Annotated in this window: 29 protein-coding genes, 1 tRNA gene and 1 pseudogene; 13 read left to right on the top strand and 18 right to left on the bottom strand. The window is 46.0% G+C overall.

The annotated features are described in order from the left end of the window. Positions 1-119 precede the first annotated feature (119 nt). Complete coding sequence (gene nifU / locus ACR0QN_RS00155; RefSeq protein WP_432649313.1) at positions 120-542, bottom strand: Fe-S cluster assembly scaffold protein NifU; 423 nt, start codon at positions 540-542, stop codon at positions 120-122. Between the two features lie 18 nt (positions 543-560). Then, complete coding sequence (gene nifS / locus ACR0QN_RS00150; RefSeq protein WP_432649162.1) at positions 561-1,787, bottom strand: cysteine desulfurase NifS; 1,227 nt, start codon at positions 1,785-1,787, stop codon at positions 561-563. A 400-nt stretch (positions 1,788-2,187) separates the two neighbouring features. On the opposite strand from nifS, the gene ACR0QN_RS00145 reads away from it, so the two are divergent. The 4 genes from ACR0QN_RS00145 (at position 2,188) to ACR0QN_RS00130 (ending at position 4,795) form a co-directional block, all read left to right on the top strand. Then, positions 2,188-2,532: a hypothetical protein gene (locus ACR0QN_RS00145; protein WP_432649161.1), complete on the top strand. Its 345-nt coding sequence runs from the start codon at positions 2,188-2,190 to the stop codon at positions 2,530-2,532. Positions 2,533-2,663: 131 nt separating this feature from the next. Further along, positions 2,664-4,214: a polysaccharide biosynthesis C-terminal domain-containing protein gene (locus tag ACR0QN_RS00140; RefSeq protein ID WP_432649160.1), complete on the top strand. Its 1,551-nt coding sequence runs from the start codon at positions 2,664-2,666 to the stop codon at positions 4,212-4,214. Between the two features lie 58 nt (positions 4,215-4,272). Then, positions 4,273-4,497, top strand: a complete 225-nt coding sequence (locus tag ACR0QN_RS00135; protein ID WP_432649159.1) for a hypothetical protein — start codon at positions 4,273-4,275, stop codon at positions 4,495-4,497. Then, complete coding sequence (locus ACR0QN_RS00130) at positions 4,484-4,795, top strand: helix-turn-helix domain-containing protein (RefSeq protein WP_432649158.1); 312 nt, start codon at positions 4,484-4,486, stop codon at positions 4,793-4,795. The genes ACR0QN_RS00135 and ACR0QN_RS00130 overlap by 14 nt, the downstream gene beginning before the upstream one ends. Positions 4,796-4,803: 8 nt before the next feature. On the opposite strand, the gene ACR0QN_RS00125 is transcribed toward ACR0QN_RS00130, so the two are convergent. Then, complete coding sequence (locus ACR0QN_RS00125) at positions 4,804-5,292, bottom strand: NUDIX hydrolase (RefSeq protein WP_432649157.1); 489 nt, start codon at positions 5,290-5,292, stop codon at positions 4,804-4,806. 118 nt (positions 5,293-5,410) lie between these two features. Between ACR0QN_RS00125 and ACR0QN_RS00120 the strand changes: the two genes are divergently transcribed. Further along, on the top strand, positions 5,411-5,740 hold the full coding sequence (locus ACR0QN_RS00120) for a DUF4234 domain-containing protein (protein WP_432649156.1): 330 nt from the start codon (positions 5,411-5,413) through the stop codon (positions 5,738-5,740). A gap of 300 nt (positions 5,741-6,040) precedes the next feature. On the opposite strand, the gene putP is transcribed toward ACR0QN_RS00120, so the two are convergent. From putP to ACR0QN_RS00100, 4 genes are all read right to left on the bottom strand, one after another. Then, the gene (putP, locus tag ACR0QN_RS00115) at positions 6,041-7,573 is read right to left on the bottom strand and encodes a sodium/proline symporter PutP (protein WP_432649155.1); all 1,533 of its coding nucleotides are present in this window, start codon (positions 7,571-7,573) and stop codon (positions 6,041-6,043) included. A gap of 257 nt (positions 7,574-7,830) precedes the next feature. After that, entirely contained in the window at positions 7,831-8,805 is a 975-nt protein-coding gene (gene bsh / locus ACR0QN_RS00110) for a choloylglycine hydrolase (protein ID WP_432649154.1), read from the bottom strand. A gap of 56 nt (positions 8,806-8,861) precedes the next feature. Beyond that, positions 8,862-9,722, bottom strand: a complete 861-nt coding sequence (locus ACR0QN_RS00105) for a DUF975 family protein (protein ID WP_432649153.1) — start codon at positions 9,720-9,722, stop codon at positions 8,862-8,864. Beyond that, entirely contained in the window at positions 9,667-10,377 is a 711-nt protein-coding gene (locus tag ACR0QN_RS00100) for a histidine phosphatase family protein (protein ID WP_432649152.1), read from the bottom strand. Before ACR0QN_RS00100 ends, ACR0QN_RS00105 begins: the two co-directional genes overlap by 56 nt. A gap of 194 nt (positions 10,378-10,571) precedes the next feature. On the opposite strand from ACR0QN_RS00100, the gene ACR0QN_RS00095 reads away from it, so the two are divergent. The 4 genes from ACR0QN_RS00095 to ACR0QN_RS00080 all read left to right on the top strand — a co-directional run bounded on the left by ACR0QN_RS00095 (position 10,572) and on the right by ACR0QN_RS00080 (position 13,001). Beyond that, the gene (locus ACR0QN_RS00095; RefSeq protein ID WP_432649151.1) at positions 10,572-11,222 is read left to right on the top strand and encodes a hypothetical protein; all 651 of its coding nucleotides are present in this window, start codon (positions 10,572-10,574) and stop codon (positions 11,220-11,222) included. A 773-nt stretch (positions 11,223-11,995) separates the two neighbouring features. Beyond that, positions 11,996-12,193 (top strand): hypothetical protein, encoded by a 198-nt coding sequence (locus tag ACR0QN_RS00090; protein ID WP_432649150.1) that lies wholly within the window; start codon positions 11,996-11,998, stop codon positions 12,191-12,193. 35 nt (positions 12,194-12,228) lie between these two features. After that, positions 12,229-12,459 carry a hypothetical protein gene (locus ACR0QN_RS00085; protein ID WP_432649149.1) on the top strand — a complete coding sequence of 77 codons (231 nt, stop codon included), beginning with the start codon at positions 12,229-12,231 and terminating at the stop codon, positions 12,457-12,459. Between the two features lie 35 nt (positions 12,460-12,494). Beyond that, positions 12,495-13,001 carry a CarD family transcriptional regulator gene (locus ACR0QN_RS00080; protein ID WP_432649148.1) on the top strand — a complete coding sequence of 169 codons (507 nt, stop codon included), beginning with the start codon at positions 12,495-12,497 and terminating at the stop codon, positions 12,999-13,001. Between the two features lie 76 nt (positions 13,002-13,077). On the opposite strand, the gene galE is transcribed toward ACR0QN_RS00080, so the two are convergent. The 7 genes and pseudogenes from galE to ACR0QN_RS00045 form a co-directional block, all read right to left on the bottom strand. Beyond that, entirely contained in the window at positions 13,078-14,085 is a 1,008-nt protein-coding gene (gene galE / locus ACR0QN_RS00075) for a UDP-glucose 4-epimerase GalE (protein WP_432649147.1), read from the bottom strand. Positions 14,086-14,239: 154 nt separating this feature from the next. Next, positions 14,240-14,899: pseudogene (locus ACR0QN_RS00070) on the bottom strand (UpaP162 family type II restriction enzyme); the annotation flags it as partial. A 32-nt stretch (positions 14,900-14,931) separates the two neighbouring features. Then, positions 14,932-15,420, bottom strand: a complete 489-nt coding sequence (locus ACR0QN_RS00065) for a DNA cytosine methyltransferase (protein WP_432649146.1) — start codon at positions 15,418-15,420, stop codon at positions 14,932-14,934. Beyond that, on the bottom strand, positions 15,359-16,138 hold the full coding sequence (locus ACR0QN_RS00060) for a DNA cytosine methyltransferase (protein WP_432649145.1): 780 nt from the start codon (positions 16,136-16,138) through the stop codon (positions 15,359-15,361). Before ACR0QN_RS00060 ends, ACR0QN_RS00065 begins: the two co-directional genes overlap by 62 nt. Before the next feature lie 172 nt (positions 16,139-16,310). After that, positions 16,311-16,386, bottom strand: a tRNA-Lys gene (locus ACR0QN_RS00055). Positions 16,387-16,485: 99 nt separating this feature from the next. Next, complete coding sequence (locus tag ACR0QN_RS00050) at positions 16,486-17,097, bottom strand: spore maturation protein (protein ID WP_432649144.1); 612 nt, start codon at positions 17,095-17,097, stop codon at positions 16,486-16,488. Next, positions 17,007-17,603 carry a nucleoside recognition domain-containing protein gene (locus ACR0QN_RS00045; RefSeq protein WP_432649143.1) on the bottom strand — a complete coding sequence of 199 codons (597 nt, stop codon included), beginning with the start codon at positions 17,601-17,603 and terminating at the stop codon, positions 17,007-17,009. The genes ACR0QN_RS00050 and ACR0QN_RS00045 overlap by 91 nt, the downstream gene beginning before the upstream one ends. A 169-nt stretch (positions 17,604-17,772) precedes the next feature. Here ACR0QN_RS00045 and ACR0QN_RS00040 point away from each other — a divergent pair, with 169 nt between their 5' ends. The 3 genes from ACR0QN_RS00040 (at position 17,773) to ACR0QN_RS00030 (ending at position 19,588) form a co-directional block, all read left to right on the top strand. Continuing rightward, positions 17,773-18,012, top strand: a complete 240-nt coding sequence (locus ACR0QN_RS00040; RefSeq protein WP_432649142.1) for an AbrB/MazE/SpoVT family DNA-binding domain-containing protein — start codon at positions 17,773-17,775, stop codon at positions 18,010-18,012. 120 nt (positions 18,013-18,132) lie between these two features. Beyond that, positions 18,133-19,191 (top strand): HD-GYP domain-containing protein, encoded by a 1,059-nt coding sequence (locus ACR0QN_RS00035; protein WP_432649141.1) that lies wholly within the window; start codon positions 18,133-18,135, stop codon positions 19,189-19,191. Between the two features lie 118 nt (positions 19,192-19,309). Beyond that, positions 19,310-19,588 (top strand): sigma factor, encoded by a 279-nt coding sequence (locus ACR0QN_RS00030; protein WP_432649140.1) that lies wholly within the window; start codon positions 19,310-19,312, stop codon positions 19,586-19,588. Positions 19,589-19,713: 125 nt separating this feature from the next. On the opposite strand, the gene ACR0QN_RS00025 is transcribed toward ACR0QN_RS00030, so the two are convergent. The 3 genes from ACR0QN_RS00025 to rsgA form a co-directional block, all read right to left on the bottom strand. Further along, a complete protein-coding gene (locus ACR0QN_RS00025) occupies positions 19,714-20,097 on the bottom strand; it encodes a hypothetical protein (protein WP_432649139.1) in 384 nt (127 codons plus the stop codon). A 12-nt stretch (positions 20,098-20,109) separates the two neighbouring features. Continuing rightward, complete coding sequence (locus ACR0QN_RS00020) at positions 20,110-21,048, bottom strand: TIGR01212 family radical SAM protein (RefSeq protein WP_432649138.1); 939 nt, start codon at positions 21,046-21,048, stop codon at positions 20,110-20,112. A 203-nt stretch (positions 21,049-21,251) separates the two neighbouring features. Then, a complete protein-coding gene (gene rsgA / locus ACR0QN_RS00015) occupies positions 21,252-22,322 on the bottom strand; it encodes a ribosome small subunit-dependent GTPase A (protein WP_432649137.1) in 1,071 nt (356 codons plus the stop codon). Positions 22,323-22,731: 409 nt separating this feature from the next. Between rsgA and ACR0QN_RS00010 the strand changes: the two genes are divergently transcribed. Beyond that, a complete protein-coding gene (locus ACR0QN_RS00010) occupies positions 22,732-24,510 on the top strand; it encodes a leucine-rich repeat protein (protein ID WP_432649136.1) in 1,779 nt (592 codons plus the stop codon). A gap of 49 nt (positions 24,511-24,559) precedes the next feature. Here the strand turns inward: ACR0QN_RS00010 and ACR0QN_RS00005 are convergent. Continuing rightward, on the bottom strand, positions 24,560-25,713 hold a 1,154-nt coding region (locus ACR0QN_RS00005; RefSeq protein WP_432649135.1), incomplete at its 5' end, for a leucine-rich repeat domain-containing protein.

Here is a 25,713-nt window from a genome sequence, read left to right as displayed (position 1 = left end):
CTTACAAAATCGTGGCACATTTTCACATATATTATCGTGAAAAGGTTTACATATTTATACAAAAAAACAGGGTAAACCGTAAATCATTACGGTTTACCCCGTCCTATGTCATAATTTCATTAGTGGCAGGCTTCGCACTCTTCTATCTTGCCCACGATAGGCTCGGGGTCAACGCCCTGCCTCTTGTAATAATCGGCAATTGCGCTCTTGAGAGCCTGTTCCGCAAGAACGGAGCAGTGAATTTTAGAAGCAGGCAGACCGTCCAGCGCCTCAACAACAGCCTTGTTGGTAAGCTTTAAAGCCTCGTCAATGCTCTTGCCCATTATCATTTCCGTAGCCATAGAGGAAGTGGCAACCGCAGCGCCGCAGCCGAAGGTCTTGAATTTAACGTCGGAAATAACGCCGTTATCCACCTTGATATACATTTTCATAATATCGCCGCACTTTGCGTTTCCCACCTCGCCTATACCGTCGGCGTTTTCTATCTCGCCCACATTGCGGGGATTTGCAAAGTGGTCCATTACCTTTTCGCTGTAAAGCATCATAGTTATCAGACTCCTTTATTCGATAGGTGAAACGAAGCTAAGCAAACGCTCCGTACCCTGCTTTTTATTTTTGATATCCTCCCAGAGAGGAGACATATTTCTTATCTTTTCAACCACCTTTGTCACCGTCTCGATGATGTAATCACCGTCCTCCATTGTAATGGGGTCGGCAATGGAAAGTCTCATAGAGCCGTGAGCCACCTCGTGGGGCAGACCCAGAGACAGCAGAACGTGAGAGGGGTCAAGAGAGCCGCTGGTGCAGGCAGAGCCGCTTGAAGCGCATATGCCGTTCATATCCAGCATAAGCAGCAAAGACTCGCCCTCAACGCCAAGGAAAGAAATATTGATATTTCCGGGCAGCCTTTTCTCCCTGTCGCCGTTAAGCCTTGCGCCGGGAACATTCCCCAGGATACCGTCAATAATATGCTCTCTTATTTTAGTTATCCTCTCTGCCTTTTCGGGGATATCAGCGCAGGCGTCCTCCACCGCACGGGCAAGACCCATAATAGCGGGAACATTCTCGGTTCCTGCACGTCTGCCCTTTTCCTGACCGCCGCCGAAAATAAGATTTGGCAGAACGATACCCTTTTTCGCATAAAGGAAACCGATACCTTTCTGAGCGTGTATCTTGTGACCCGACATACTCATCATATCAATACCCTGCTCCGCCACATTTATAGGAACATTTCCCACCGCCTGAACGGCGTCGGTGTGGAACAGAACTCCCTTTTTGTGACAAACCTCAGCAATTTCGGGAATGGGCATAATAGTACCTATCTCATTGTTGGCATACATTATTGTAACAAGAGCGGTGTCCTCTCTGATGGCATTTTCCACCTGTTCGGGAGTGATGAGACCCTTTTCGCCCACAGGCAGATATGTTACCTCAAAGCCCTGCTTTTCAAGGTATTCGCAGGTGTGGAGAACAGCGTGGTGCTCAAAAGCAGTAGTGATGATGTGCTTTTTGCCCTTTGCAGCCATTTTTGCCGCAGCGCCTCTTATAGCCCAGTTGTCAGCCTCGGAGCCGCCGCTGGTAAAATATATCTCGGAGGGCTGGCAGCCGAAGACCGCCGCAATGCGCTCTCTTGCAGTCTCAATAGCTCTGCCTGCGCTTCTGCCTATCTTGTAAATGCTTGAGGGGTTGCCGTATTCCTCGGTGAAATAAGGGAGCATTTCCCGAAGAACGCTGTCCGAAACTTTAGTAGTAGCCGAATTATCGGCGTAAATAAACCGTTTTTCCATTTGTGTTCAGCCTTTCGGAGTAAATATTATAATTCCATTCGGAATAGTATGATTTTGTGAGACATACTATCCGAACTTCGATGATTATCCATACATTATTATATACCTTTCGGGTGGGAATTACAATAGCCTTACAGTTATTTTTACCTTTTGCACAGTTTTTATGCATTTTTTTCTCTGCGGTTGTAGGGTTTTACGGATAAACAAATTTCTGTAATTTTTCACAGATCCCAAAATCAGCCCGATTTTTTTAAAACCTCACTTTATAATATACCAAAAGAAATCACAATGAATAATATCTATAAGCCAAGCAATTCCGTACCTCAGAACCAAATTCCCTCTGCCGCATATACTATATCGAGAGATAAAACTCTCTATCATGATCAAAAGGGGAAAAAAAGTGTCCGATATAAATACCACTATTCATGAGCACACCTCGCCTGCCAAAGCTTTTCAGAGAGCATCGGTCTACGTGCCGGTAACGGTAAAGCCCTTTGCCACAGTAGGAACACCCATAACAAAATGCTGCGGCGAACCATATGTTGTCATAGGCAGGAACACCTGTGAAGGCACAAAAAACGGCGAGTGTGTATTTACCATCACTCAGGAGATATGCGTAGAAATACCCGTTCATTTCGGTGCAAGAGCAACTAACGGCGATATTTTTGTAAATTGCATCAGCGCATCGGATGAGGATATCTGTTCCGACTGCGAGTCCTGCGATCCACAGGGTATGGACAAATAAATTTTATCCAAAAAAGCAGGGAGCGAAGTCTGACTTCGCTTCTTGCTTTTTCTCGAAATGCATTATCGTCATATTCCCCCGCCGCCGCAAATATAATATCTAAAGAAAAAATATTAAAGGTGAAACGAACTATGATGAACGTGCTCTGCGTTTCGGAAAAGCAGATCGCCCGAGATGCCGTAAAAATGACCCTGCTCAGCCTTGCAATGCAGACCGCCGCAATGGTATTCAATGCCATTCTGTCGGACAAGGCAGGAACGGCGGCGGTGGGGCTTATGTCGCTTATATTTTCCCTTTTCAGCTTTATAATGGTGCTTGCAAACGGAAATATCCTTACCTCCACCAGCCGATTTGTCTCAGAAGCCCGTGGCGCAGGACACAGGAATTTTACAAAGGTAATGAGATATTCCCTCACATTTTCCTTCTGCCTGTCACTCACCTTCGGCATATGCTCATTTTCTGCGGCAGAGCTTATCGGCACAAAACTCCTTCACAGCAATGAGCTTGCCCTCGCCGTGCGTTTTATCGCTCTCAGCCTGCCCTTTGCCTCGGCAGGCTCCTGCATAAAGGGATATTTTCACGGGATACGCCGTGTGGACGTGCCTATGCGTGGGGACCTTGTTGAATTTGCCGCAAAATGGGCAAGCCTTTTTTCGGGACTTCTGTTTTTCGGCGGTACAAAAATTTTTTATGCCGCAACAGCGGCAAGCATACTCTTCGGTGAATTTGTAAGCTTTGTTTATTATCTCATTAAATATTCGGAGGAATACAGGTCATTCAGAGGACTCCCCCCCTGCGCCGCCCCCCTTGCCACCGATACATTCGGCGGATATCTGAAAGGCTCTCTGCCCATTCTTCTCAGCGGATATGTGCAGATGCTTATGTCCACCGCCAACGAGCTTTTAGTGCCTGCCGCACTTTTAAAATACAGCAGGAGCGCCAACGAAGCCCTGAGCTGCTACGGCTGTTTTGAAGCCCTTATTATGCCTGCGGTGTTTTTCCCCTCGGCAGTCCTTACAAGTCTTTCGGGAATAATCATACCCGAAGCAGCTTTGGCAAATCGCTGTTCAGATGAGGAAATACGCAGAAAAAGGCTTTCCGCCCTTACGGACGGAGCGTTCCGAAAAGCCTTTTCCTATGCCTTTTTCATATCCGCCCTGTTTCTTTTCGGAGGAGCATTGGCAGGACGGGTGCTTTGCCCGAATGAGGAGCTTGTGAGCCGCTCCCTCGTGATACTCGCCCCCGTCATTCCCTTTATTTATCTTGAAATAGTGCTTGAAGGACTGCTTAAAGGAATGGGCAGGCAGAATTTTTCAACGGTAAATTCCCTGATCGAATATGCGGTTAGGATAGGCTGCGTAATAATATTCGTAGGAAAAATAGGCTTCGGCGGCGTGCTTATCTCCTACTACGCAAGCAATGTTTTAAGCAATATCGCAAGGATAGTCGTGGTGTGCAGAGAATCGGGACTGCGCTTTGACATAAAATGCTATGTCCTCTGTCCCCTGCTTAAAGGACTTGCCTGCTGCGGCTTCGGAGCAGCGGCAGTAAGGATAACAAAAGCACAGTTTTCGGGAGACCTTGTAAGTCTCATTCTATTTGCGGCAGCTTCTGCGGCGGCGTTTGCATTTGTATCGGCAGGAAAGACAAAAAAATCGAAACATTCACTTGACACCCCCTAATAAATAGGGTATAATACATTTAAACTCAGCATAAAAATTGCAGAAGGGGGCTTCAATTATGGGATATATGGAAGAAGCTTTAGCATTAAAAGAAGAATGTATGAAGAGGCATAGGAAATTTCGAAAAAAAGCATTACCGGTACTCGGCAAAGACACTAATACTCGTGAAGAAAAGAAAATAGATGAATGGTTCTCTTCCGAACTCAAAAAGCTTCAGCAAAAATACAACATAACACCTCAATCACCCTGCACAAAAGAGGAGAATGACAATGAACATATATAACAGCATAATGCAGGGCTTGACCGAAGCCGTTCAGTATGAAAAGGGCGAGCTGAAAGTAAACACATCAAAAATATCTGTAGCGCCGCTCCCCGTTATCCAAAGCAAGGAAATACGCAGTATCAGGCTGTCTCTCGATATGACCCAGTCAGTCTTTGCACAGATAATGGGCGTGTCTGTCAAGACCGTTGAAGCCTGGGAGGGCGGACGAAGCACACCTAACGGTACAGCAAGAAGAATGTTGTCAATGCTGAGATCTGACCCAAAGCTGCCCGAAAAATGCGGGCTGCTTGCAAGGTGACCTGCCCCCTATCTCTCCTCATTAACAAAAACCTCAAACCCCACCGGCGGCTCCTTTGCAAGCCTTACGGCAGTTTTCGGACGGATATCATAATCATCAAGCCGAGAAATAGGCAGCCACCTCATTTTCTCAACCATTCCGTTTGCCGTAAAGCTTGAAACGGTGATCTCCTTTTTCTCCGCAGGCTTCATCAGATAGTACAACTCCAAAGCGTGGCAGTTAAGGCCATCAAGAGAGCCTGTGCCATAAAAGAAATTCTCCACAATGCACAGAGGGCGCTCTATCTCAAGCTCCAAACCCGTCTCCTCCATAGTTTCCCGCAAAACGGCGTCACGGGAATGTTCACCCACGTGGACCCCGCCGCCAACAGAGTAATAATACTTGTCAACCTCGCTGTAAGCAAAAAGAGCATATTCTCCCGAGATAATTATCGCCCCCACTCTGTATCGGAACCAGTCGTTCCCCGAGCAGAAACAGCAGTCGGTATTACCTTGCATAATATGCCTCCTTGTGAATAAAATGTAAAAATATATTTTTTTATTGACATATTTGTCAAAATATGTTATCCTATAAGCAAGTTTGAAAAAAATAAATTTTTATGGGGGGTAATTTTTTATGGCAACAAACAGAAGCATACCGCTTTGCATTATTTTCTCTCTGCTGACCTGCGGAATTTACGGACTTTATTGGTTTGTAAAGCTCACAGACGAGCTTAATTCCAACGCTTCCACAAAAACTGCAGGAGGAGGAACAGCTCTTGTATTTACGATTCTCACCTGCGGTATCTATGGAATTTACTGGTATTACAAGCAGGGACAGAAGGTTGACGAGATAAGCGGCAACAGGGGTGGCAATACAGGTATCCTGTATCTTATCCTCGGCTTTATCGGACTTGGCATTATTCCTTACTGCCTTATGCAGAGCGAGCTTAACAGAATAGCGTAAATTCCAGCTATCCAAACGGTTCATCTGTATTATAGCACATCTGTACCGATTTGTCAATAGCAAATCGAAACAAAAGTAGCAATTATGCATATTTTTGTATATATGCATAAAACGTCAAAACATTTTTTGTAAAAAAATGCAACTAAAAAACACGCTGCCCCAAAACCACAGGACAGCGTGTTATTTTTATACTAATACTAAGAACCAATTAAAAACTGTACAAAAAATCGAGCATAATCTTGCATATATGGATTATGCGAAGATTTTTTGTCTACAGTTTTATTGGTTATTAGTATAAGGTCACTTTTCAGCCTTAGCCGTATCAAAAAGCTCACAAACCTCATCGGAGGGAGCCTTGTCGATAAGAGAAACGATAACGGTAAGGAGAACGGAAACGATGCAGCCGGGGATAATGGAGTAAAGCCCCATAGTCACCGTATCGGGAAGAATGTATTCCCACAGCAGAACGGTAGCCGCACCGCCGATGATACCTGCGGCCGTACCCTTGAGTGTAAGTCTCTTCCAGTAAAGGGAGAAGAGTATTGCAGGACCGAAAGCAGCGCCGAAGCCTGCCCAGGCGTTTGAAACAATGCCCATAATGGAATCGTTGGGATTAAGAGCAAGAATGCAGGCAATAACGGAAATTGCGATAACAGCGATCCTGCTTATCCACATAAGCTTCTTTTCCGAAACTTCTTTTTTGACGATGACCTTGTAGAAGTCGTTGACAACAGCCGAAGCGGTAACAAGGAGCTGGCTGTCGGCGGTGCTCATAATGGAAGCCAGCACCGCCGAGAGGAAAATTCCGCCCAGGAAAGAGGGGAAAAGCATTTTAACGGTCTTGATGAAAATAAGCTCCTGCTCGGCAGCTCCGAGAGCCACCCCCTGAGAGTCGAGGAAAACTCTGCCCAGGATACCGATAAGCACAGCCGCAGTCAGGGAAATGACCACCCAGACGATGGCAATGATACCCGATTTCTTGACTTCCTTTGTGTCCTTTATCGCCATAAATCTTACGAGAATATGGGGCATACCGAAATAGCCCAGCGCCCAGGCAAGATTGCTTATGATGTCAATGCCGCTCATATTTGATGTGAGGGACATATATCCGCTTGCGTCCGCTCCCTCTGCAACTATCTTCTGAGTTGATTCAAGCATTTCGGGAGAGAAGTTCTGAGTATTTGCAACAAGGGCAATGGGGAGCGCCACAATGGTAACAAACATAAGTATTCCCTGAATGAAATCCGTCCAGGCAACAGCGCTGAAACCGCCCATAAAGGTGTAGGTGATGATGATAAGAGCGGAAATGATAACAGCCGCCTTGGTGTAGGTCTCGTTTGCGGGGTCGATGTTGAAAACCACCTGGAAAAGCTTTCCGCCCGAAACGAACGCCGACGTGGTGTACACAAGGAAGAAGATGAATATTACCAGAGCGCATACCACTCTGATAAGAGGACTGTCCGCCTTGAAGCGGTTCTGGAGATACTGTGGAATGGTGATGGAGTCGCCGCATACCTCGGTAAATCTTCTGAGAGGCTTTGCTACAAGCGCCCAGTTAAGAATGGTGCCTACAGCAAGACCGATAGCTATCCAGTAATTGCCCATACCCGTAGCATACGCCGCACCGGGGAGACCCATAAGCAGCCAGCCGCTCATATCCGAAGCCTGAGCGGACATAGCCGTTACCCAGCCGCCCAGCTTTCTTCCGGCAAGGAAATAGTCGCTCATTTTCTTTGACTTGTTTGAGAAATAAAAGCCAATTGCCAGCATACCCGCAAGGTAGAGCAGGAACGCAATGAGCACAGGAACATCCACATTTGCAAAAAATCCCATTTCTCACAATCCTTTCAAATTTTGTTTATGCAAAAATATACTTTAATGATAACATAAAATCAGGCAAAAATTGTTAATATTGCGTAAATAATGCAGGCAAAAAGAAGCGTTAATGCAAATTTTCTGCCAAAAAGGGGCAAAACGCATTAACGCTAAAAATTTTGGGTTCAACTTTTTTGTATCGTTACCGAGCCGACAGTCTGCCGACCGAATAAACTATAGAACGAATGGCTGCAGGTTCAACCTGCCTGTCTGCATCAGTTCTGCATTTTTATCTGCTCCCCAGTAATAAGAGGATATTTTACGGGGATATTGCCGTCCAGGTCTTCCCTGTTCATATCAACAGCCGTTATCTGATGATTTTCGTAGGTGGTGTAGTAGTAAATACCCTTGCCTGCGCTGCAGCAGGAGGTGTAAAGGGTTATCTCATACTTGCCCTCGTCCACCATACAGCAGCCCCTCTGCTGATCAACAGAATTTAAGATGTGGAAAAACTGGCTCACGCTCTCGTTTTCCGAGCTGCCCGAAAGGGAGTTCATCTTCGTATATGCCGCCCTTACAAATCTTGACATTGATGAAAGGTCGCCGGGAAGACCCATTCCGCCCATACCACGGCTGTATGCGTTAAGCGGGAGCCTGTCCGAAAAGCTGTTTTCGGGATTACGGGGCGACAGAGCCATATAATTATTCAGATTAAACATCTGAATATCGAAGGCAGGCTCATTTGCAAGCACGCCAACGGGGTTGTCATATATCTTCACGCCCTCTTTGACCGACTCCACCGTAATGGCTTCTTCCTTGTCTGCGATTATCCAGTGGAGCTTTGCCGCAGGAAGTTCGGGAGCATACTGATCGCTTGTGATGTTTATGCCCGAAAGCTTCTCCATCGCCTCCTTCACCGATTCACAGCTGCAAAGAATGTATGGGATAAACTCAAACTGAGCAATGTTTACCCTGCCCTCCACAGGCTCCTTGTAATCGGCGCTTTTAACAAAATTAAGCCCTGCCATACAAAGTCCCTTCTCGTTCATAGCGTCATAGAAAAGAGGATAATCAAAGGCGGAGCACGCCATTCCGATAAGAGCAAAGTGGCTTGTCAGCTCGGGAAGGTGCCTGAACTTCACGGGATAATTTCTCGGCATAACGGTAACAGCGTCACCGTATGAAAATTCATAATCGAGAGTCCTTCCGAAATAAAGGCTGTCGGTGGTATAAGTCGCTGCGGTACACATAAACATTCCTCCAAATATTTTTTCAAATGGTCTGTCAGCAGTCTGTCAGAAGGTCGTCAGACCATAACTTTTTCCTTTACAGCCGTATCCCCCGTATCCTCACGCTTTTCAAGGCAGTCTCTCAGGAAAACAGCCAGAGACACGTTGAAATAAGGAATAAGGATAATAACGGGAAACGCAGGCAGGCAGGCAATAAACCAGCCAATAAAGGATATGTACAGCTTCATCAGGCGTCCTGCATTCTTTCTGACAACCTGTTCGCTCAGCTCAAAAATATCCGAAACAACAGCGTCGGGGTCATCGGCAAGGAGATAACCCACCGGAACGCATTTAAGCCCTGCGCAGAAGCACATATACACCACGCCCACAGCCACAACGGCAAAGCCTGCATATATGAGCACCGCCGTGCTGCTGCTTGCCCCCTGCAAAAGCATACGGCGAGCAAGAACTGCTTCCACCACCGCCGCCGTACCGAAAATGAGGATATAGGGCAGCCTGCGTATGTCCGAAAGCATTCTGAGCTTAATGCACAGCTTGAACTGCTCGAAGGAACTGTACCCTGCAAATACCGAAGATGCAGGCATAGTATTTCCTGCCGCCGCCTGCCAGAAAAACCACTTTGAGCCGTAGTATATTGGAGCGGACAGAAAATATGCTGCCGCAAGTATCACGCACAGGGCAAGGATAAACGAGGGAGGGCAGGAGCTGAAAACGGGAAAAAGTGTCTCGGCAGTATGTGCCCCCGTCCCCCGCCCCGCAATGATAATAAGCAGGTATGTTATCAGGAAAAGTCCGATATTCAGCATACTTATAAAAGCGGACTCGGCAAAGCAGCCTCTCAGAAGCTCCCTTGCCCTCAGCTTAATCTCCCTCGTCCTCATAGCCTTCATCGTAACCGTCATCAAAGCCGTTGTCATAATCGAACAGGGCTTCCCCTGCATCATTGTAGCCCACAGCCTGATATCCGGGGATCTTGCCAAGTATCTCGAAGCAGTAGCCCTGATGCCACATCTGAGCCGTCACCATTATCTCATAGCCGTGGCCTCTGGGGCAGGCAAACTGCATAGGCTTCATTTTTGGCAGACCGAAGCAGGACATCATATTCATAAGTATACCCGAGTGGGTCATAACGCCCGAGTGGGTAATGTTATTCTCCATCATATCAAGGATAATGGCGTTAAGCGCCGTGTAGCAGCGAACCATCATATTACGGAGGCTCTCGCCGTTGGGGGGAGGATTGTCAAGACCGCCCTTGAGCCATTTTTTGTAGGTGTCAAGCTCTAACAGCTCCTCTGCTTTTATGCCCTCAAAAACGCCGAAATCCATCTCACGCAGATCGTCCACTTCTTCAAGCTCTCTGTCGGGAAAGAGTATCTCAGCCGACTGGACCGCTCTTTCAAGGGGACTCGTATAGACCTTCTGCACCTTGGGATATTCGTGGGTCTCGTAAAGCTCTCTCAGCTCCTCCTTGCCTGCTTCCGACAGGGGGAGATCGGTTTTTCCGATGTATATTCCTTCCTCGTTCGCCATAGTTTTTCCGTGGCGGAGGATACTTATTCTGTAGCCCTTCATTGACATTGCACCTCTGATATATTGATATGGTTATTATAACACATTTTTCCGTGATAATCAAGAGCGGCAGGAAATAATTCGGAAATATATCTGAGCCAATTTGTAAAAGTAACATAAAAATTCCTTGACAATTGACGGATTTTATATTATTATATATATAGTTATCAATTTTACTTATGTGAGGTTGTAAATCAATGAAAAAGATCACAGCAATGCTGCTTGTAATACTGTCCGCACTCTCGCTGTTCTGCGGCTGCAAAAAGGAAGAAGCCCCCGCAGATGATTACACGGGAGTCCTCAGCAAGGTAAGGCTCGGAATGCCGATGAAAAAGATAATCGCCCTTAATTCAGGCTCTGAGCTTTATTATGACAGCGATACCGAGATCTGGTGCGTGAGCACCGACACCGACCTTATGGAGATAAAGGACCGCATACCTGCCGACAGCCAGTTCTTCTATGCGGACGACTCCCTTATCACCTACACCTTCAAGTACAGCGAGTCCGACGGGGAGAATTACCTTACCGCCTATATGGAGGAAGTCCCCTGCAAACTGGACAGAAAGACTGCTGAGGAATATTACCGGTATAAAAAGGCGGCGCTCATCGCCAAATATGCCCCTTCCGAGGAAGCGGTGGTATCAACGGTAACAGGCACCGAGGGCGTGGATCTCACCCTTGACAATGTTACGGTAATGACCCTCTCAAGCTTTGAAGTTACCCTAACAATGCAGCTTACATATGACACCGTCGACGGCGTTGAAGATTATTTCGGCACCTATTACAGCGTAAAGGTCAAGGAGCTTGCCAACAAGACCGCCGTTGAGGTCACAGACGAAAAGAAGTAATATTTACAATTTCCGCTCGCTTTTTGGGAGCGGAAATTTTTTGGCAGATTTTTTGCACTCCTGCCCGTTCCGACAATTTTTTACAAAGGCTCAGGGATATAATTATATCAGAAAAAGGAACAGGGAATTTTTTCTCCTTTTCCCTTTCCTTTCATAATCCTATCACATTCGTCCGTTATAATATAAACACGATGAGGGAATGATACGGGATATCCCCAATATCCCCTATCCGACAGAACCCCTTACATCTCTCCTTTTATGATACGGTTTGCCGCCGCATTTACCCCTGTGCGGCGGTCATTCCGGAAAATGCAGCGTATAACGCCCCTGCAATGTAAGCGCTGCAGCTTAGTTTGATCTCTGAAACAATAGGATATCAACATATTATTTTTAATGCTGTCCATAGTGCGGAAGGTATGCAGGAATATCCGCCTTCCGAAAAATATGGGCGGCGCCCAATATCTCCTCCACCCTCCTTGTGGAGTTATATATAATTTAATTTTCCTTATTTCAGCGTCCTTGCAGCGGACGCTTTTTTTATTGGCAGGGCAGGTTGAACCTGCAGCCGCTCGTTCTATAATTTGTTTTGATATAAACACACGGCTCGGTAACGATAGTTATCCGAGCCATTTTTTTAGCCTTGCCTATGCGTTTTTTGCCGTATATGGAGCGGATTTTTTTGTTCAAAATCGCCTTTGAAAAAATTTTTTTGATATGATAAAATTATATTATAGATTTGAGAGGTATCCCCACTCAACAAAAGGAGAGTCATAATGAAAAGAATAATCACAGCCTGCCTTGAGCAGACTATAAAATTTGAAACTGCCGATGAATTTGAAGCCTTCAAGGGACAGCTTGAGCGCAAGGGCGTTAAATTCCGGGTTTTAAGCGCCGAACCTAAGGAAGGCGGATTTATTGCCCGTATCAAAAAGCAGTACAATCAGTACGATGTAGGAGATTACTTTGACTGATACTGATCTTTGTCATTATCATATGGAGGACGCTTATGAGAAAACACACTCCTATGGGAGACGATGAACTGCTCAGTTTGCCCGACTGCCGCTTTTTGAATGAAAAAGGCGGCTGCGAGCGGCTGAGCTTTTCACGCTGCGTAGGTGAAAAATGCACATTTTTATCTCCCGAGGCACACAGCGCCGACCTGAGCGGCTGGAAGTCACGTCTGTCCCTGCTTTCGGAGGAGGAACAGCTTAGGATAGCAAAGAAGTATTACGGCTGAAAACGCCCTTGGAAGGGTGACGGAGGCGATGTGTTATGAGCTTTGAAAAAGGACAGCGTGTTATCTATGACGGCAGAGAGCTTTGCAGGATAGACGAGCTTTGCACAAAATGCTTTGACGGCGTTCACAAGGAGGAATATCTCCGACTTATCCCCGAAAGTGCGCCTGCTTCCTGCTATTATGTTCCTGCGGACAAGATCGGGAACAGGGTGCGCCCTCTGATGACCAAAGAGGAGATATACGCCGCCATTGACGGCAGTACGGGTGAGCGTATGCTCACCGACAGCGACAAAAACAGGCGCAAGGCAATACTCAGTCAGACTGTAAAAAGCGGCGACAGCTCTCTTATCATCGGAATGATACGAGAGCTGCTTGAAGAAAAAAGCCGCCGCAATGCAGAGGGCAAGGAGCTTATCGCCTGTGACGAAAAGGCTCTTTCCGCCGCCTGCAGGCAGATAGGCGCAGAATTTTCCGCCGTTCTCGGGATACCCGAAAATGAAGTGGGCAGGCTTATCGAAGAAAGACTTGCGGCAAACGGTTAAAGATATCATAAAAAAATCAGCAGGACTTTCCGGATATGTTTTTTCCGGAAAGCCCTGCTTTTATATGCGTATAATATCAAAGTCCCTCGGGATTATTCTTTATAAATCTCCAGCTGTCCTCGCACATTTCGTTTATGTCACGTTCAGCCTTCCAGCCGAGCTCGTTAAGCGCCTTTGAGGGGTCTGCATAGCACTCGGCAATATCTCCCGCTCTGCGCTCCTTTATCTCATATGGAATGTTAACGCCGCTTGCCTTGATGAACGCATTTACCACGTCAAGAACGGAGTAGCCCTTGCCTGTGCCAAGGTTCCATATTCCCACGCCTTTCATATTTCTGACCTTGTTTATTGCCTTGATGTGACCGAGAGCCAGGTCAACAACGTGGATATAGTCTCTTACGCCTGTGCCGTCGTGAGTAGGATAATCATTTCCGAAAACGCCCAGACAGGGAAGCTTGCCCACAGCCACCTGCTGAATGTAGGGCATAAGATTGTTGGGTATGCCGTTGGGATTTTCGCCCAGCTTACCGCTCTTGTGTGCGCCGATGGGGTTAAAGTATCTGAGAAGAGCCACGCTCCACTCGCTGTCCGACTTGCAGATATCCTGCAGTATGCCCTCTATCATAAGCTTTGTTGAGCCGTAAGGGTTGGTGGTGGAAAGAGGGAAATCCTCTCTGATAGGCACGGACTTGGGTGAGCCGTAAACCGTTGCAGAGGAGCTGAAAACCATTCTCTTACAGCCGTGGTTTCTCATAACATCGCAGAGGATAAGGGTTCCTGTGATGTTGTTGTGGTAATACTCGATGGGCTTTCTTACCGACTCGCCCACCGCCTTGAGACCTGCAAAGTGAATGACCGAGTCGATGTCATTTTCCTCGAAGACCTTTTCCACAGCTTCTCTGTCAAGAAGGTCGGCTTTGTAGAATTTGAAATCCTTTCCCGTAAGCTCCTTGATTATCTCCACCGCTCTTTCCTTTGAATTGGAAAGATTGTCGAGTACTACGATGTCCTCTCCCGCATTTAAAAGCTCCACGCAGGTGTGTGAACCGATATAGCCTGCTCCGCCGGTTACTAAAATTGCCATATAAAAATCATTCCTTTCCCCGGGTCTTGTTTGATGTTTATGATATGATTATACATCATTCCCCCGGGAATTTCAATGGATTTTCGCTTCTTTTATATGCACTTTTGTGGCAGGGAGAGGGATGTTTGATATTGTACTCAGCAGCATTTGAACATTACTTTACGTTACGGTATATCGTATCAATAAATTCTTTGGTTTTATTATATGAAATTTCACTTTCCGGCAAATGATGATTGTTGATCCAAGTGGGAGAAACCTGTAATCTGCCGGAATTAGCCTTAAAGTTTGCTGACCAATTTCTGTGATCCTGCCTATGCCCGTCAGAAAAATCAATTTCTTCCAAAGCATAGCTGTCTATTTTATCGACCGCTATTTTTCTTTCTCCGTCCATCAAAGAGTTTTTGAAACTGTAATGGGTCTTAAAAACAATGTATGATTTCAGCTTTTCGGGCTCAGTCAGAACATAATCATTATGTAATATATTAATTGCAGCAACAGCATTATTGGCAGAACTGTTTTTTTGTACTTTGATATTTATCATAAACATAATATCGTTATAATCAACATAGCAGTCATAGCTTGATTTTACAGTTGACTGACCTTTAAGCTTTTCTATCTTGATCTCTTTAATGCCATCGTGTCCCTGACAATACATTTCTAATTTTGAAGTAATGAAATCTTCCATAATAAAGCCTGTAGCTGTTGAAGTTTCAATACAGTTGTTTTCACAAGATAAAAGATTATAATCTTCCAGCCTTAGCAAAAGTTCATTGCCGTATACCTTGTAAATCTGAACTAAATATTCGCTGATCTTATTTTTTACAAATTTTTATATTTTCATAATAATTATTCATTTCTTTCCTCCTGCCATTTATCGTATGATTTTAAAATCGCAAGTCCTACTGCTTTTCCAAGCAAGCAGGGAACAGCGTTACCGATTTGAACCAGTTGCCATTTTTTTGAGCCTTGAAAAATAAAATCTTCAGGGAAAGATTGCAATGTTGCAAGTTCTCTCGGAGTCATAACCCTATTCAGTATAGGGTGAACGTTTACGCCACCATGATTTTCTTTTACTGTACAAGACGGCTTATTCCAATCAACCTTTTTCCATGCGTCGCTGTAATTGCCGTATAAACTTTTTCCAACCGGAATTGCTTCAAGTCTTTTTTTCATTTCATCACTACATTTTGCAAAAATATGGTTAATTGATTTATCTTCGGTTTTATCTAAGTATTTTTCAAGTACGTCTCCTACGCTAATGTAGCTGCTTTCATCATAAAATGGTTTTGGGTGAAAGTTTACTGCTCCAACTTTGTTGGATAATTTTTTCTTCAATCTTACCGTTCATCATAGAGCGCAGACCCTCGACATTTTCCATAAGAACAAAATCAGGTCGGATAGCTTTGACTATTTCAAGCATATCCAAATACAAGGAATTCCGGGGATCTGCCAATATTCTGTTGCCTGCCATACTAAATTCCTGACACGGAAATCCTCCTGCGATCAAATGAATATGCTTGTCCTTAACAGAGTCTATCAATTCCTTTTTTACAGCATCTTCACGTATATCACGCACTTCAACATTTTCATCAAAGCCATTGATCTTCGAAAAATTATATTTGTATGTTTCGACTGCCTGAGACATAATTTCCGCCGAACCTACCGGCATCATTCCGGACATAGTGAGACCACAGGATAGTCCGCCTGCGCCTGTAAACAAGTCAATAAAATTGAAATCTCTGATCTGATCATTGTTTTTCCAGCCGTCAATCGAGCGCATTTCTCTCTCAACATCTATCCAATTTACAATATCATTTTCCTTTTTCACTTTATTTATTTTACTTGATCTTAATAAATCCGATGATTCGACATAATCTTTAAATCGTTCTTCAATCGTATTTTTCCACAACAAATAATCTGCTTCGTTTATAAAGACCTTGTTCCCTTTTTTAAAACTCTTCAAATTGCCGCTTGCTACTTCTCTTCTGACAAATTTTATAGTTTTGCCTGTTGCTTCGGCTATTTCATTTATTGATAGTATTTTTTCCGCCATTTTAACTTTCCAATTCTATAATTTTTTGTTTTAAAAATAAACGCTTAATATCCTGCAATTTATATAAAATATTATATACTAAACAGAGCAATAAGGCAAGTAAAATAGCATTGTTTTTTTGCACAATTTTATAAAATAAAAACCGTCAGTCTCAAAAAAGACCGACGGTTTCTGGTGAGCCATTGGGGATTTGAACCCCAGACCCTTTGATTAAAAGTCAAATGCTCTGCCGACTGAGCTAATGGCTCAAACAAAGTGTGTTTCATACACAATGCTTAATTATTATACCAAAATAAAGCTCGCTTGTCAACAGAATAAAATGCCAAAAGTCAAAATTTACAATATGTTCATATTTGCCCAAAGAAAATATTTACGGTAAGAACGCTCACTATAAACCCTGTCATATCCCCTGCAAGTGAAGCCGCAAGGGTGTGACGGGTGTTTTTTATCCGTACAGCGCCGTAATATACCGCAAGGGTGTAGAAAGTAGTTTCCGTGGAGCCAAGCATAACGCTTGCCACCCTGCCCGGAAAGCTGTCGGGACCGGTTTCCTCTAAAAGTGACTCATATACCGCAAGTGCTCCGCTGCCCGAAACGGGACGGATAAGGGCAAGGGGCAGACACTCCGCAGGAAAGCCTATCCTGTCAAAAAATCCCGATAGAAAGCCTGTTATCAGCTCCTCCGCTCCGGAAGCCCTGAACATCCCCACAGCAGTTATCAGGGCGATAAGCGTGGGCAGAAGCTGGGCGCAGGTCGCAAGATTTTCCTTTGCACCGCAGGCAAATTCCGAGAACACGTCCACCCTCTTATACAGCCCGTGAGTGATTATGATAACTATGATGATCGGTATAACTGCAGCGGCGGCGGTCATAGGCTTTTCCCCCGTTTCCTTTTTCCCGAAAGGGGCAGCATTGCCGCAGTCACCGAGACTGCAAGGGCGGCGGCTGAGGTTATCCATACCGCAGGGATTATCTCAAGCGGGTCGGCAGAGCCGTATTTCATTCTGAGAGACAGGGCGGTAGAGGGTATCAGCGTCAGGGAAGCGGTGTTTATTACGGTAAATATTATCATTGAGGGAGTGGCGGTGTCCCCTGCGCCCTCCTCCTCAGCAAGTGCCTTCATTGCCTCAATGCCGAAAGGGGTGGCGGCATTTCCAAGACCTAAAAGATTGGCGGTTATGTTCATACATATTGCCTTGAATGCCCGTCCCTGCTTGTCTAAGTCCTTAAAAAGCCCCCCGAGTATCAGGGCAAACAGCTTTGCAAGCCCTTCCGTAAGCCCCGACTTTTCTGCCACACGCATAAGTCCTCCCCAGAAGCACATTCCTCCGCAGAGATATATGCACAGCTCAACGGCGTTAACAGGCTCGTTCAGCACCGCCTCCGTAAGTTCACGGACATTTCCCGTTGCCAGCCCTGCAGCTATGGAAATTATTATCAGCAGAGAAAAGATAAATGTAAGCAAGTTTTATCCTCCTGTTTATATATTGTTAATATAATTTCTATCATTTCTTCTTGTATTATCTTTATTAAATTGGTATAATATGTTATATATAAATTTAGTAAAAATTTGCAAAGATTTGTGAAGCGTAAACCATATGACTTCACAGACCTAAAGAAAAAGGAGACCGTTTATGAAATCATCTGCTATCACAAGACAGCTCGACGCACTTGGAAGAGTAGTTATCCCCATTGAAATGAGAAGAAATCTGAACATAGAAAACAGAGACTCTGTGGAAATTTACGCCGAGGACGACAGGATAATCATCAAAAAGGCAGGCGAAAGCTGCGTTTTCTGCGGCAGCGCCGAAAATCTTCTTATCTTCAAGGACAGATGCGTCTGCAGCGAATGTCTTGCACAGCTCAAGCAATAAAAGATATGTCACGCTGATACATAAATATGCTGAGACAAGCTGTAATATGCGGCTTGTCAATATGTATGAAAGGAGGAAGTCTGTCTGGTCTACCTGAGAACCAATGAGCTTGTACCGGGAATGTGCATAGCAAGAGAGATCACATTTTTCGACGCTTCGGCAGGAGCGGTGGTCACCCTGAGATCGGGAACAAAGCTTACCGATATGAACATCACCCAGATGCGTATGAGCCGTGTTGTGGCAGGCGCTTTTATCGACAGCCGCAGCAGCGAAGCAAGAGTCATTTCCTCCATCAACAGCGAGATAAAGGAAAACGCCATAAGCAATATCCACAACCTTGCGGATAATTTTATGGACAGCAGCAAGGGCGTTACCCAGAGCGATATCGACGCTATCGGCGACACCACCGAGCAGCTTATTGACGAGCTTGCCTCCAAAAAGGATATACTTATAAACATCGCCGACATCAAGATGTATGACGATTATACTTATCATCACAGTCTCAGCGTAGCAATTATGGCAATAGCTATCGGGCTTGAAATGGGCTACGACCGCAGAAAGCTTGACGAGCTGGGAGTTGCGGGACTTCTTCACGATATAGGCAAAGTGTCCGTTCCCATTGAAATAATAAACAAAAAGGGCAGGCTCACCGACGAGGAATACAGCGTGGTAAGACTGCACCCCATATATGCGGCGGAGCATCTGAGGGCAAGAAAGCTTGTGTCCGAGGACTGCTGTCTGGGAATTATCGGTCATCACGAAAGATGGGACGGCTCGGGCTATCCTATGAAACTGAAAGGCGAGGAGATTCACGAGTACGCACGTATCTTAGCTGTGGCGGACGTGTATGACGCTCTCACATCCAACCGCCCCTATCGTATCCCTGCGCCGCCCAACGAGGCAATAGAGTTTATTATGGGCGGAATGTACAGCCACTTTGACGAGAATGTGGTCAAGGCATTCCTGAGGAAAGTTGCCCCCTTCCCCACCGGCTCAAAGGTCAAGCTCTCAAACGGCGAGACCGCAACTGTCATAAAAAACAACAACGACCAGCCCCTTCGTCCTCTTGTAGTCACCGAGGCGGGCATTGAGTACGATCTTGGAGATCACAAAAAGAATACGAATATCGTGATAACGGGTCTCTGCGACGAGGAGACCGCAAGGCTTATTCACGGTTGATATTATCCCGGGACATTCTGCAAAGTGTTCCGGGATTTTTTTGACATTATGTCACAGATCCGCCGCTCCGAGCGTTATATTTTATGAAACGTTTCAAAAAGACAAAGAGGTGAGATCCTTGAAAGCAGGAAAAACTCCTGCGGCGGAAAAAGCCGCAGAGCTTTACAGGCTGTATGAAAAGCCAATGTATCACATAGCCTTTGCGGTGCTGAAAGACCATCATCAGGCGGAGGACGCAGTTTCGGACTCGTTTTGCAAGCTTATCGCTCATATAGACAAGCTTTCCGCTCCCGAAAGCCCCGAGACAAGGCAGTATATTATAAAGATGAAAGCGTTAAGATACGCCTTGCCTTTATTGCCGACAGCGACATTCTTGACGGGCTGTATTTTGATATGAAGCAGAGTGACGGATATGTCGATCACAGCATTGCAAATGGCGAACCTATCCTGAAACTCAGCGATAATTTATCATAACAAAAATGCTCTTCCTGCCTGAACAGGGAGAGCATTTGTTATTTGGTATCAGAAATCGTCCTCCATATATCTCCTCACCAGCACCGAGGAGGAAATGACCGACAGGGCGCAGGCGGCAATGACCGTTATGACCGCCGCAAGGCCTTTATCCTTCATAAGCAGGATAGCCGCCGCCAGTGAGCCGCCGTTGACCGAAAGAGGAAACACCACCGCCGCAAGCTTTGTGGAAAACCTGAAATAAGCCGCCGCCGATGCGTCCAACCCATTTATCCCCACAGCGCACAGGAGAGAAAAAAGCATCATCACCCCGAAGCCTGCCTTGCAAAGCGGCTCAGGCACATACATAAGTGCGAAAAAAAAGGCAATTGCCCCCGTTAAAAACGAAAGGGTCATCATAAGCTTGAAAAGCGTTCCCTTGTATTCCTTTTCCACAGAAATTCTCCTTTATTTTCGGTAATTTATTCCCTGATAACTCTCCTCACGGGCAAAGGTCTTGTCAATCTCGTTCATCACCGTAAATTTTTTCAGGCTCCATTCGGGTGCAAGGAGCACGTCCCGTCCGCCGTCACCCGTTACACGCTGAATTATCAGCTCGGGCGGGAAAAGCTTTATCTGCTCGCAGACAATGTGAACGTATTCTTCCGGAGTAAGGGGCGTTATCTTACCTCTGAGATACTGCTCACCCATGACCGTCCCCCGAAGTATATGCAGAAGATGAAGCTTTATGCTGTGAAGGGGCAGATGAGACATTTCCCGGGCAGATGTGAGCATCATCTCAAAATCCTCCCCGGGCAGACCGTTTATCAGATGAACGCAGACATTGATATTTCTTTTAAAAAGCCTTTCGCAGCATTTCAGAAAATCCCCATAGGTGTGACAGCGGTTTATCCTTGCGGCAGTAGCGTCGTGAACGGTCTGAAGCCCCAGCTCCACCGTAAGATAGGTGCGGTCATTTAAATCGCTCAGTATATCAAGCACGCTGTCCGAAATGCAGTCGGGACGGGTGGATATGGCAATGCCAACAACATTTTCAAGCCCCAGCGCCTCCTCGGTCATAGAGCGAATTTTTTCGGCAGAGCCGTAGGTGTTTGTGCCAGCCTGAAAATAGGGAATGTAAAGCCCCTCGCTCCATTTCCTGTTCATTGCCCTCTTCACTGCTTCAAACTGCTCAGTAACGGACAGAAGAGGAGAGCCTGCAAATTCGCCGCTGCCCTCAAGGCAGTAGGTACAGCCGCCAACGCCCTTTGTGCCGTCAATATTCGGGCAGGTAAAGCCGCAGTTTAAGGATATTTTCATCACCTTGCAGCCAAATCTTTTTTTCAGATAATAGCTTTGAGTGTGGTAGCGCTTGTTTGTGTCGGTATAGGGGAAGGGGTTGTTCATACTCTTGCTTACGCCCTTTCGTGAATGTGCTGACGGAAATGTTATACTAAAAAAGCCTTGCAAAAAGCAAGGCTTTAGAATATATTGCGTATTTTAGCCTGTTCAAGCTATTACATTTACTGTATTTATTATACAGCCAAACAGCAGACTTGTCAACAGCTATGGGGAATTTTTATTACTGTTAAAACACGGAAGCTCTGACCTTATCTGTGCTCGCCCTTCCCGCCGAAACGCCTTTCGGTCTTTCGGCGGTTTTTGTTCTGCAGAGCGATGTCCTTGAACCGCTCCCGCTTTTTTCTGAGCATATCCTGCTTATCGGAGGCTTCCGATTCGGAAGCAAGCTTTTTGTAGCTCAGGAGGCGCTCCTCCGAAAGCTCTCCCCGCTCTATCGCTTCCCTTACCGCACAGCCCGGCTCATTCTCGTGGCGGCAGTCGGAAAATCTGCACATACGGGCAAATTTCTCCACATCTCCAAAAGCGGTGGAAATGCCCTCGGCGGCGTCCCACATACCAAGCTCTCTCATACCCGGAGTGTCGATTATCATCGCTCCGCTTTTGAGCAGCACAAGCTGGCGGTGGGTAGTGGTGTGCCTGCCCTTGCTGTCGTCCTCTCTTATTCCGCTCACGTTCATAATCTCCTCACCTGCAAGAGCGTTTACAAAGCTGGATTTGCCAACTCCCGAGGAACCGAGAAACACAGCAGTCTTTCGGGGACATATATAATCCCCCAGCCTGTCCAGACCATATCCCGTTTTCGAACTTACGGGAATGATGTCAGCTCCCGCAGCCGCTTTTGAGATATCCCTGACAGCGCCGCTTATATTATCCGAAATATCTGCCTTTGTGAGCAGTATTACGGGTATCGCTCCCGACTGCCACGAAAGGGTCAGGTATCTTTCCAGACGTCTGAGATTAAGGTCGTGATTTAAAGACTGCATTATAAAAACATAGTCAAAATTGGCTGCCACCGCCTGCTCGCCACGTCCGGGAGTAGGGTCCTTGCGTGAGAAAAACGAGCTTCTTGGCAGGGTGTCGGCAATAAGGCTGTCACCAATGGGATTATATTCTATGGAGACAAAATCTCCTGCTGTGGGATATTCTGTCAGACCGTCCTTATATGCTCCCGTTTTTATCCTTGCGCTTATCTGTCCGTAGCCGCAGACCGCTTCAAAGCGCTCTCTGTGAACGGCTGTTATCCTTGCGGGAATGTGCTTTTCGTCAATTATCTCGCTGCCCTTATAGCCGTAGTCTCTCATATCTGTTGTGAAATTCATTTGTATTACCTCCGTAATGTTTAATGTTTGCTGCTTCGTAAATTTTTTTCATAGTACAACATCTCCTTTCACGGCGGCATTTTTCGCAAAATGGTAAAAAAATACACACCCCTTTGGTGTGCAGAAATTTTTCTAACTCACGAAAAGGCTCATTTGGGCGCAGAAAATCAAAGGCATAAAGCCCCTCAGAAAATTTTCAGCCCCGATATTCGGTTAATAAGCTGCCGCCTCAAATATAACAGTCATCAAAAACAGCTCCTTTCGTTTTTTCACTTTCCCGAAGGAAAGATTTTACTTATTATAGCACGTGCAAACGGGATTGTCAAGTATTTTAAACGGATTGACTTCACTCCGCCGCTGTGGTATAATATGCATAAAGTAAACTTTGTAAACAGGGACGGCAGAGCCTATGTACAAGAAAATTTCTGTTATACATAAGTCACGGCAGAGTACGGTATGGCTCTGTGAGAGGTCTGACGGCGGCAGAGCTGTATGCAAGGAATTATGCTCCGACCCAAAGGTATATGAAAAGCTGAAAGCTGCCGAATGCAGATATATCCCGAAGATATACGAAATAAACGTGACCTCGGGAAATGAACAAGGGCAGAAGTCCCTCGAAATAATCGAGGAATACATCGAGGGAAAGACCCTGCAGGAGCTGTCCTTATCCTATAAAGAGGCGGTCGGGACAGCGCTGCAGCTTTGCAGAGCGGTGGACGAGCTGCATATGCTCGGCATAATACACCGTGATATCAAGCCCTCAAACATTATGCTTGACGGAAGTGGCTGCCTTAAAATAGTTGATATGAGCTCCGCCAGACTTTTCAAGGAGGAAATGGACAAGGACACCGTTTGTCTCGGCACCGAAGGCTTTGCCGCTCCCGAGCAGTACGGCTATGCCCAGACGGATTTCAGGACGGATATTTTTGCGCTGGGGCAGACCTTGAGACTTATTTTTGAAAACAGGGAACGTTTTCCCGTGGGGTATATCATATCCCGCTGTACAAGCTTCGACCCCGATAAAAGATTTAAAAACTGTAAGCAGATAGAATTCCTGCTGAAATTTGTACAGCCGTGGAAAATATGCGCCGTTTTGGCTGCTGCGGCGGTCATTGGAGTCACAGCTGCGGTAATTTCACAGAACGGCGATGCGGCGATCCCGACAGTAAACGAATATGAAACTGAAACGGCTGCTTCCGCTGTCGGCGTAAGCGAACAGACCGGACAGACAGATAACACGTCCATAACAGCTGCCGCCCCGGTTTCCGACAGCAGCATCGACCCCGATTATGATTACGGCATCGAAGAACTGCGGCTGTCCCTTGAAGCCGAATACTCCCCTTCCGACGAGGGATATACAGGCTCGGACATAAGCGAGGGCTTTCTGTTTCAGTACGACATTTACACCGACCATATTGTAATAACCGGCTATGAAGGTGATGAGACAGCTGTGGTCATACCCGATGAAATAGCCGGTCTGCCCGTCACCGAAATAGCCGGTTATGCCTTTGCATCAAAAAGCATAACAAGCATAGCGATACCCGACAGCGTTAAGATAATACAGTCCTACGCATTCGGAGGAGCGGATGCTCTTGAAAATGTTGATCTCGGCGCAAACGTTGAGTATATCGGTGAAGCCGCCTTTATGAACTGCATAAATCTCTGCACGGTAAATATGGGCGAAAAGGTAAGGTACGTCGGCGACAATTGCTTTTCGGGAGACGCAAGGCTCGAAAAGATAATTATGCCAGATACTGTGGAATATCTTGGAGAGGGCGCATTTATGCTGTGCAATCTCAGATACTTTAATATACCTGCAGGAGTTGCGGTAATAAAGCCCTATACCTTTAACGGCAAGCCTTATTCGGAAGACGACGGACCTTATATGACCTATCTGTACCCGGATGTTGAAGAAGACTTCTCCACAACGGAAAAAACAATACCCTCCACCGTAAAAAAGATAGAACACGACGCTTTTTCGGGCATAAGGTCCCTGGAAAAGGTCACGGTCAGCGAGGGCGTTGAGGTGGTGAGCGCCTGCGCATTCCATAACTGTCCTATGCAGGATATCGTGTGGGTGAACGAAACAAAAGCAAGGCGTGAATGCATATTCACCCTGTATCTTCCGGAAAGCACAGTCATATCCGATAACACAGAGGATATGAGCTATGAAATTATAAGATACTGAAAAAGCTTTTGCGGTATGACCTGACCATACCGCAGAAGCTTTTCATATATCAGTAACTATATACATATTGAAATCCGTCATCATCGGTGTATATCTCGGTGCTGAAAAATTCATTCATTTTGTTGAACCCGCTGTAGCCGTTATTTCCGATCTCCAGATACTCAAGAATGGTAAGGCCCTTCAGTGCGTCCAGATCACCGTTCAGCCTGTTATTAAAAGCATACAGCTGAGAAAGCTTTTTGCAGCTCGAAAGGGGCGTAAGATCGGTAATGTTGTTGTCATAAACATAAACGATCTCGAGCATTTTGCAGTTGCTCAGAGCATTTATGTTGTCTATACCGCAGTTTCCCAGCTGAACCTCCGCAAGCTTTTTCATTCCGGAAAGTGCTGAGATATCGCCTATGGGATTGTCCGAAAGGCTGAGCTTTTTCATATTGACGCAGTTCTCCAATGGCGAAATATCCTTTATGCCGTTTCCGGCAAACCATAGTTCTTCCAGCTTTGTAAGCTGTGACAGATCGGAAACGCTTGTAATACCGTTGTGTTCAGCGCCTATGTTCTTAAGGCTTTTCATATTTGCCGCAAATGACAGGTTGCTTACATGGTTGTTGTGGAAGGTCAGCTTTTCAAGCTTTGTAAGTCCGCTCAGCGCCGAAAGATCTGAAAGCTTATTATTGCTGAGGATCATCTCGCTCAGATCAGTCATATATTTCAGATCTGCTATATCGCTGTTTTTAAGATTCTTTCCGCTGAGATCAAGAGTGCCCGTCATACTGGTCTTATAGCTTTTTCCGCCTATGGTTATCTTATCGGGAACGGCAGGAACAGCAGGTTCGGTCACTTTCGGCGCGGTAACAGGCGGCTGGGTGACCTTCGGCTCGGTCACTTTCGGTGCAGTAACAGGCGGCTCGGTGACCTTCGGCTCGGTCACTTTCGGCGTGGTAACAGGCGGCTCGGTGACCTTTGGCTCGGTCACTTTCGGCGCGGTAACAGGCGGCTGGGTGACCTTCGGCTCGGTCACTTTCGGTGCAGTAACAGGCGGCTCGGTGACCTTTGGCTCGGTCACTTTCGGTGCAGTAACAGGCGGCTCCGTGACCTTCGTCTCGGTTGCTTTTTCCGTTGCAGCGGAAGTTTCTTCCGTTACATCATTATCCTTTTCCGCTTCTCCCGGATAAAGATCCTCTTTGGAGTCATAGATAATAT

It is taken from the genome of Huintestinicola sp. (genome assembly GCF_050874005.1).
Taxonomy (GTDB): domain Bacteria; phylum Bacillota; class Clostridia; order Oscillospirales; family Ruminococcaceae; genus Huintestinicola.
The sequence above is the reverse complement of the archived record's forward strand: the minus strand, read 5'-3'. Positions and strand labels throughout refer to the sequence as shown.

Coding starts and splice junctions, on each gene's coding strand:
- ACR0QN_RS00050 (WP_432649144.1), bottom strand. CDS start 17,097: ATGGATAACCTCAGCCGCCGCCCTTGCAGTCTCGGTGACTGCGGCAAT.
- rsgA (WP_432649137.1), bottom strand. CDS start 22,322: ATGAATTTCACAACAGATATGAGAGACTACGGCTATAAGGGCAGCGAG.
- nifS (WP_432649162.1), bottom strand. CDS start 1,787: ATGGAAAAACGGTTTATTTACGCCGATAATTCGGCTACTACTAAAGTT.
- bsh (WP_432649154.1), bottom strand. CDS start 8,805: ATGTGTACCGCAGCGACTTATACCACCGACAGCCTTTATTTCGGAAGG.
- ACR0QN_RS00060 (WP_432649145.1), bottom strand. CDS start 16,138: ATGGCGGAAAAAATACTATCAATAAATGAAATAGCCGAAGCAACAGGC.
- ACR0QN_RS00035 (WP_432649141.1), top strand. CDS start 18,133: ATGTGCATAGCAAGAGAGATCACATTTTTCGACGCTTCGGCAGGAGCG.
- ACR0QN_RS00085 (WP_432649149.1), top strand. CDS start 12,229: ATGAGAAAACACACTCCTATGGGAGACGATGAACTGCTCAGTTTGCCC.
- putP (WP_432649155.1), bottom strand. CDS start 7,573: ATGGGATTTTTTGCAAATGTGGATGTTCCTGTGCTCATTGCGTTCCTG.
- ACR0QN_RS00010 (WP_432649136.1), top strand. CDS start 22,732: ATGTACAAGAAAATTTCTGTTATACATAAGTCACGGCAGAGTACGGTA.
- ACR0QN_RS00040 (WP_432649142.1), top strand. CDS start 17,773: ATGAAATCATCTGCTATCACAAGACAGCTCGACGCACTTGGAAGAGTA.
- ACR0QN_RS00105 (WP_432649153.1), bottom strand. CDS start 9,722: ATGACAACGGCTTTGATGACGGTTACGATGAAGGCTATGAGGACGAGG.
- galE (WP_432649147.1), bottom strand. CDS start 14,085: ATGGCAATTTTAGTAACCGGCGGAGCAGGCTATATCGGTTCACACACC.
- ACR0QN_RS00120 (WP_432649156.1), top strand. CDS start 5,411: ATGGCAACAAACAGAAGCATACCGCTTTGCATTATTTTCTCTCTGCTG.
- ACR0QN_RS00130 (WP_432649158.1), top strand. CDS start 4,484: ATGAACATATATAACAGCATAATGCAGGGCTTGACCGAAGCCGTTCAG.
- ACR0QN_RS00020 (WP_432649138.1), bottom strand. CDS start 21,048: ATGAACAACCCCTTCCCCTATACCGACACAAACAAGCGCTACCACACT.
- ACR0QN_RS00095 (WP_432649151.1), top strand. CDS start 10,572: ATGAAAAAGATCACAGCAATGCTGCTTGTAATACTGTCCGCACTCTCG.
- ACR0QN_RS00090 (WP_432649150.1), top strand. CDS start 11,996: ATGAAAAGAATAATCACAGCCTGCCTTGAGCAGACTATAAAATTTGAA.
- ACR0QN_RS00140 (WP_432649160.1), top strand. CDS start 2,664: ATGATGAACGTGCTCTGCGTTTCGGAAAAGCAGATCGCCCGAGATGCC.
- ACR0QN_RS00125 (WP_432649157.1), bottom strand. CDS start 5,292: ATGCAAGGTAATACCGACTGCTGTTTCTGCTCGGGGAACGACTGGTTC.
- ACR0QN_RS00100 (WP_432649152.1), bottom strand. CDS start 10,377: ATGAAGGGCTACAGAATAAGTATCCTCCGCCACGGAAAAACTATGGCG.
- nifU (WP_432649313.1), bottom strand. CDS start 542: ATGCTTTACAGCGAAAAGGTAATGGACCACTTTGCAAATCCCCGCAAT.
- ACR0QN_RS00080 (WP_432649148.1), top strand. CDS start 12,495: ATGAGCTTTGAAAAAGGACAGCGTGTTATCTATGACGGCAGAGAGCTT.
- ACR0QN_RS00135 (WP_432649159.1), top strand. CDS start 4,273: ATGGGATATATGGAAGAAGCTTTAGCATTAAAAGAAGAATGTATGAAG.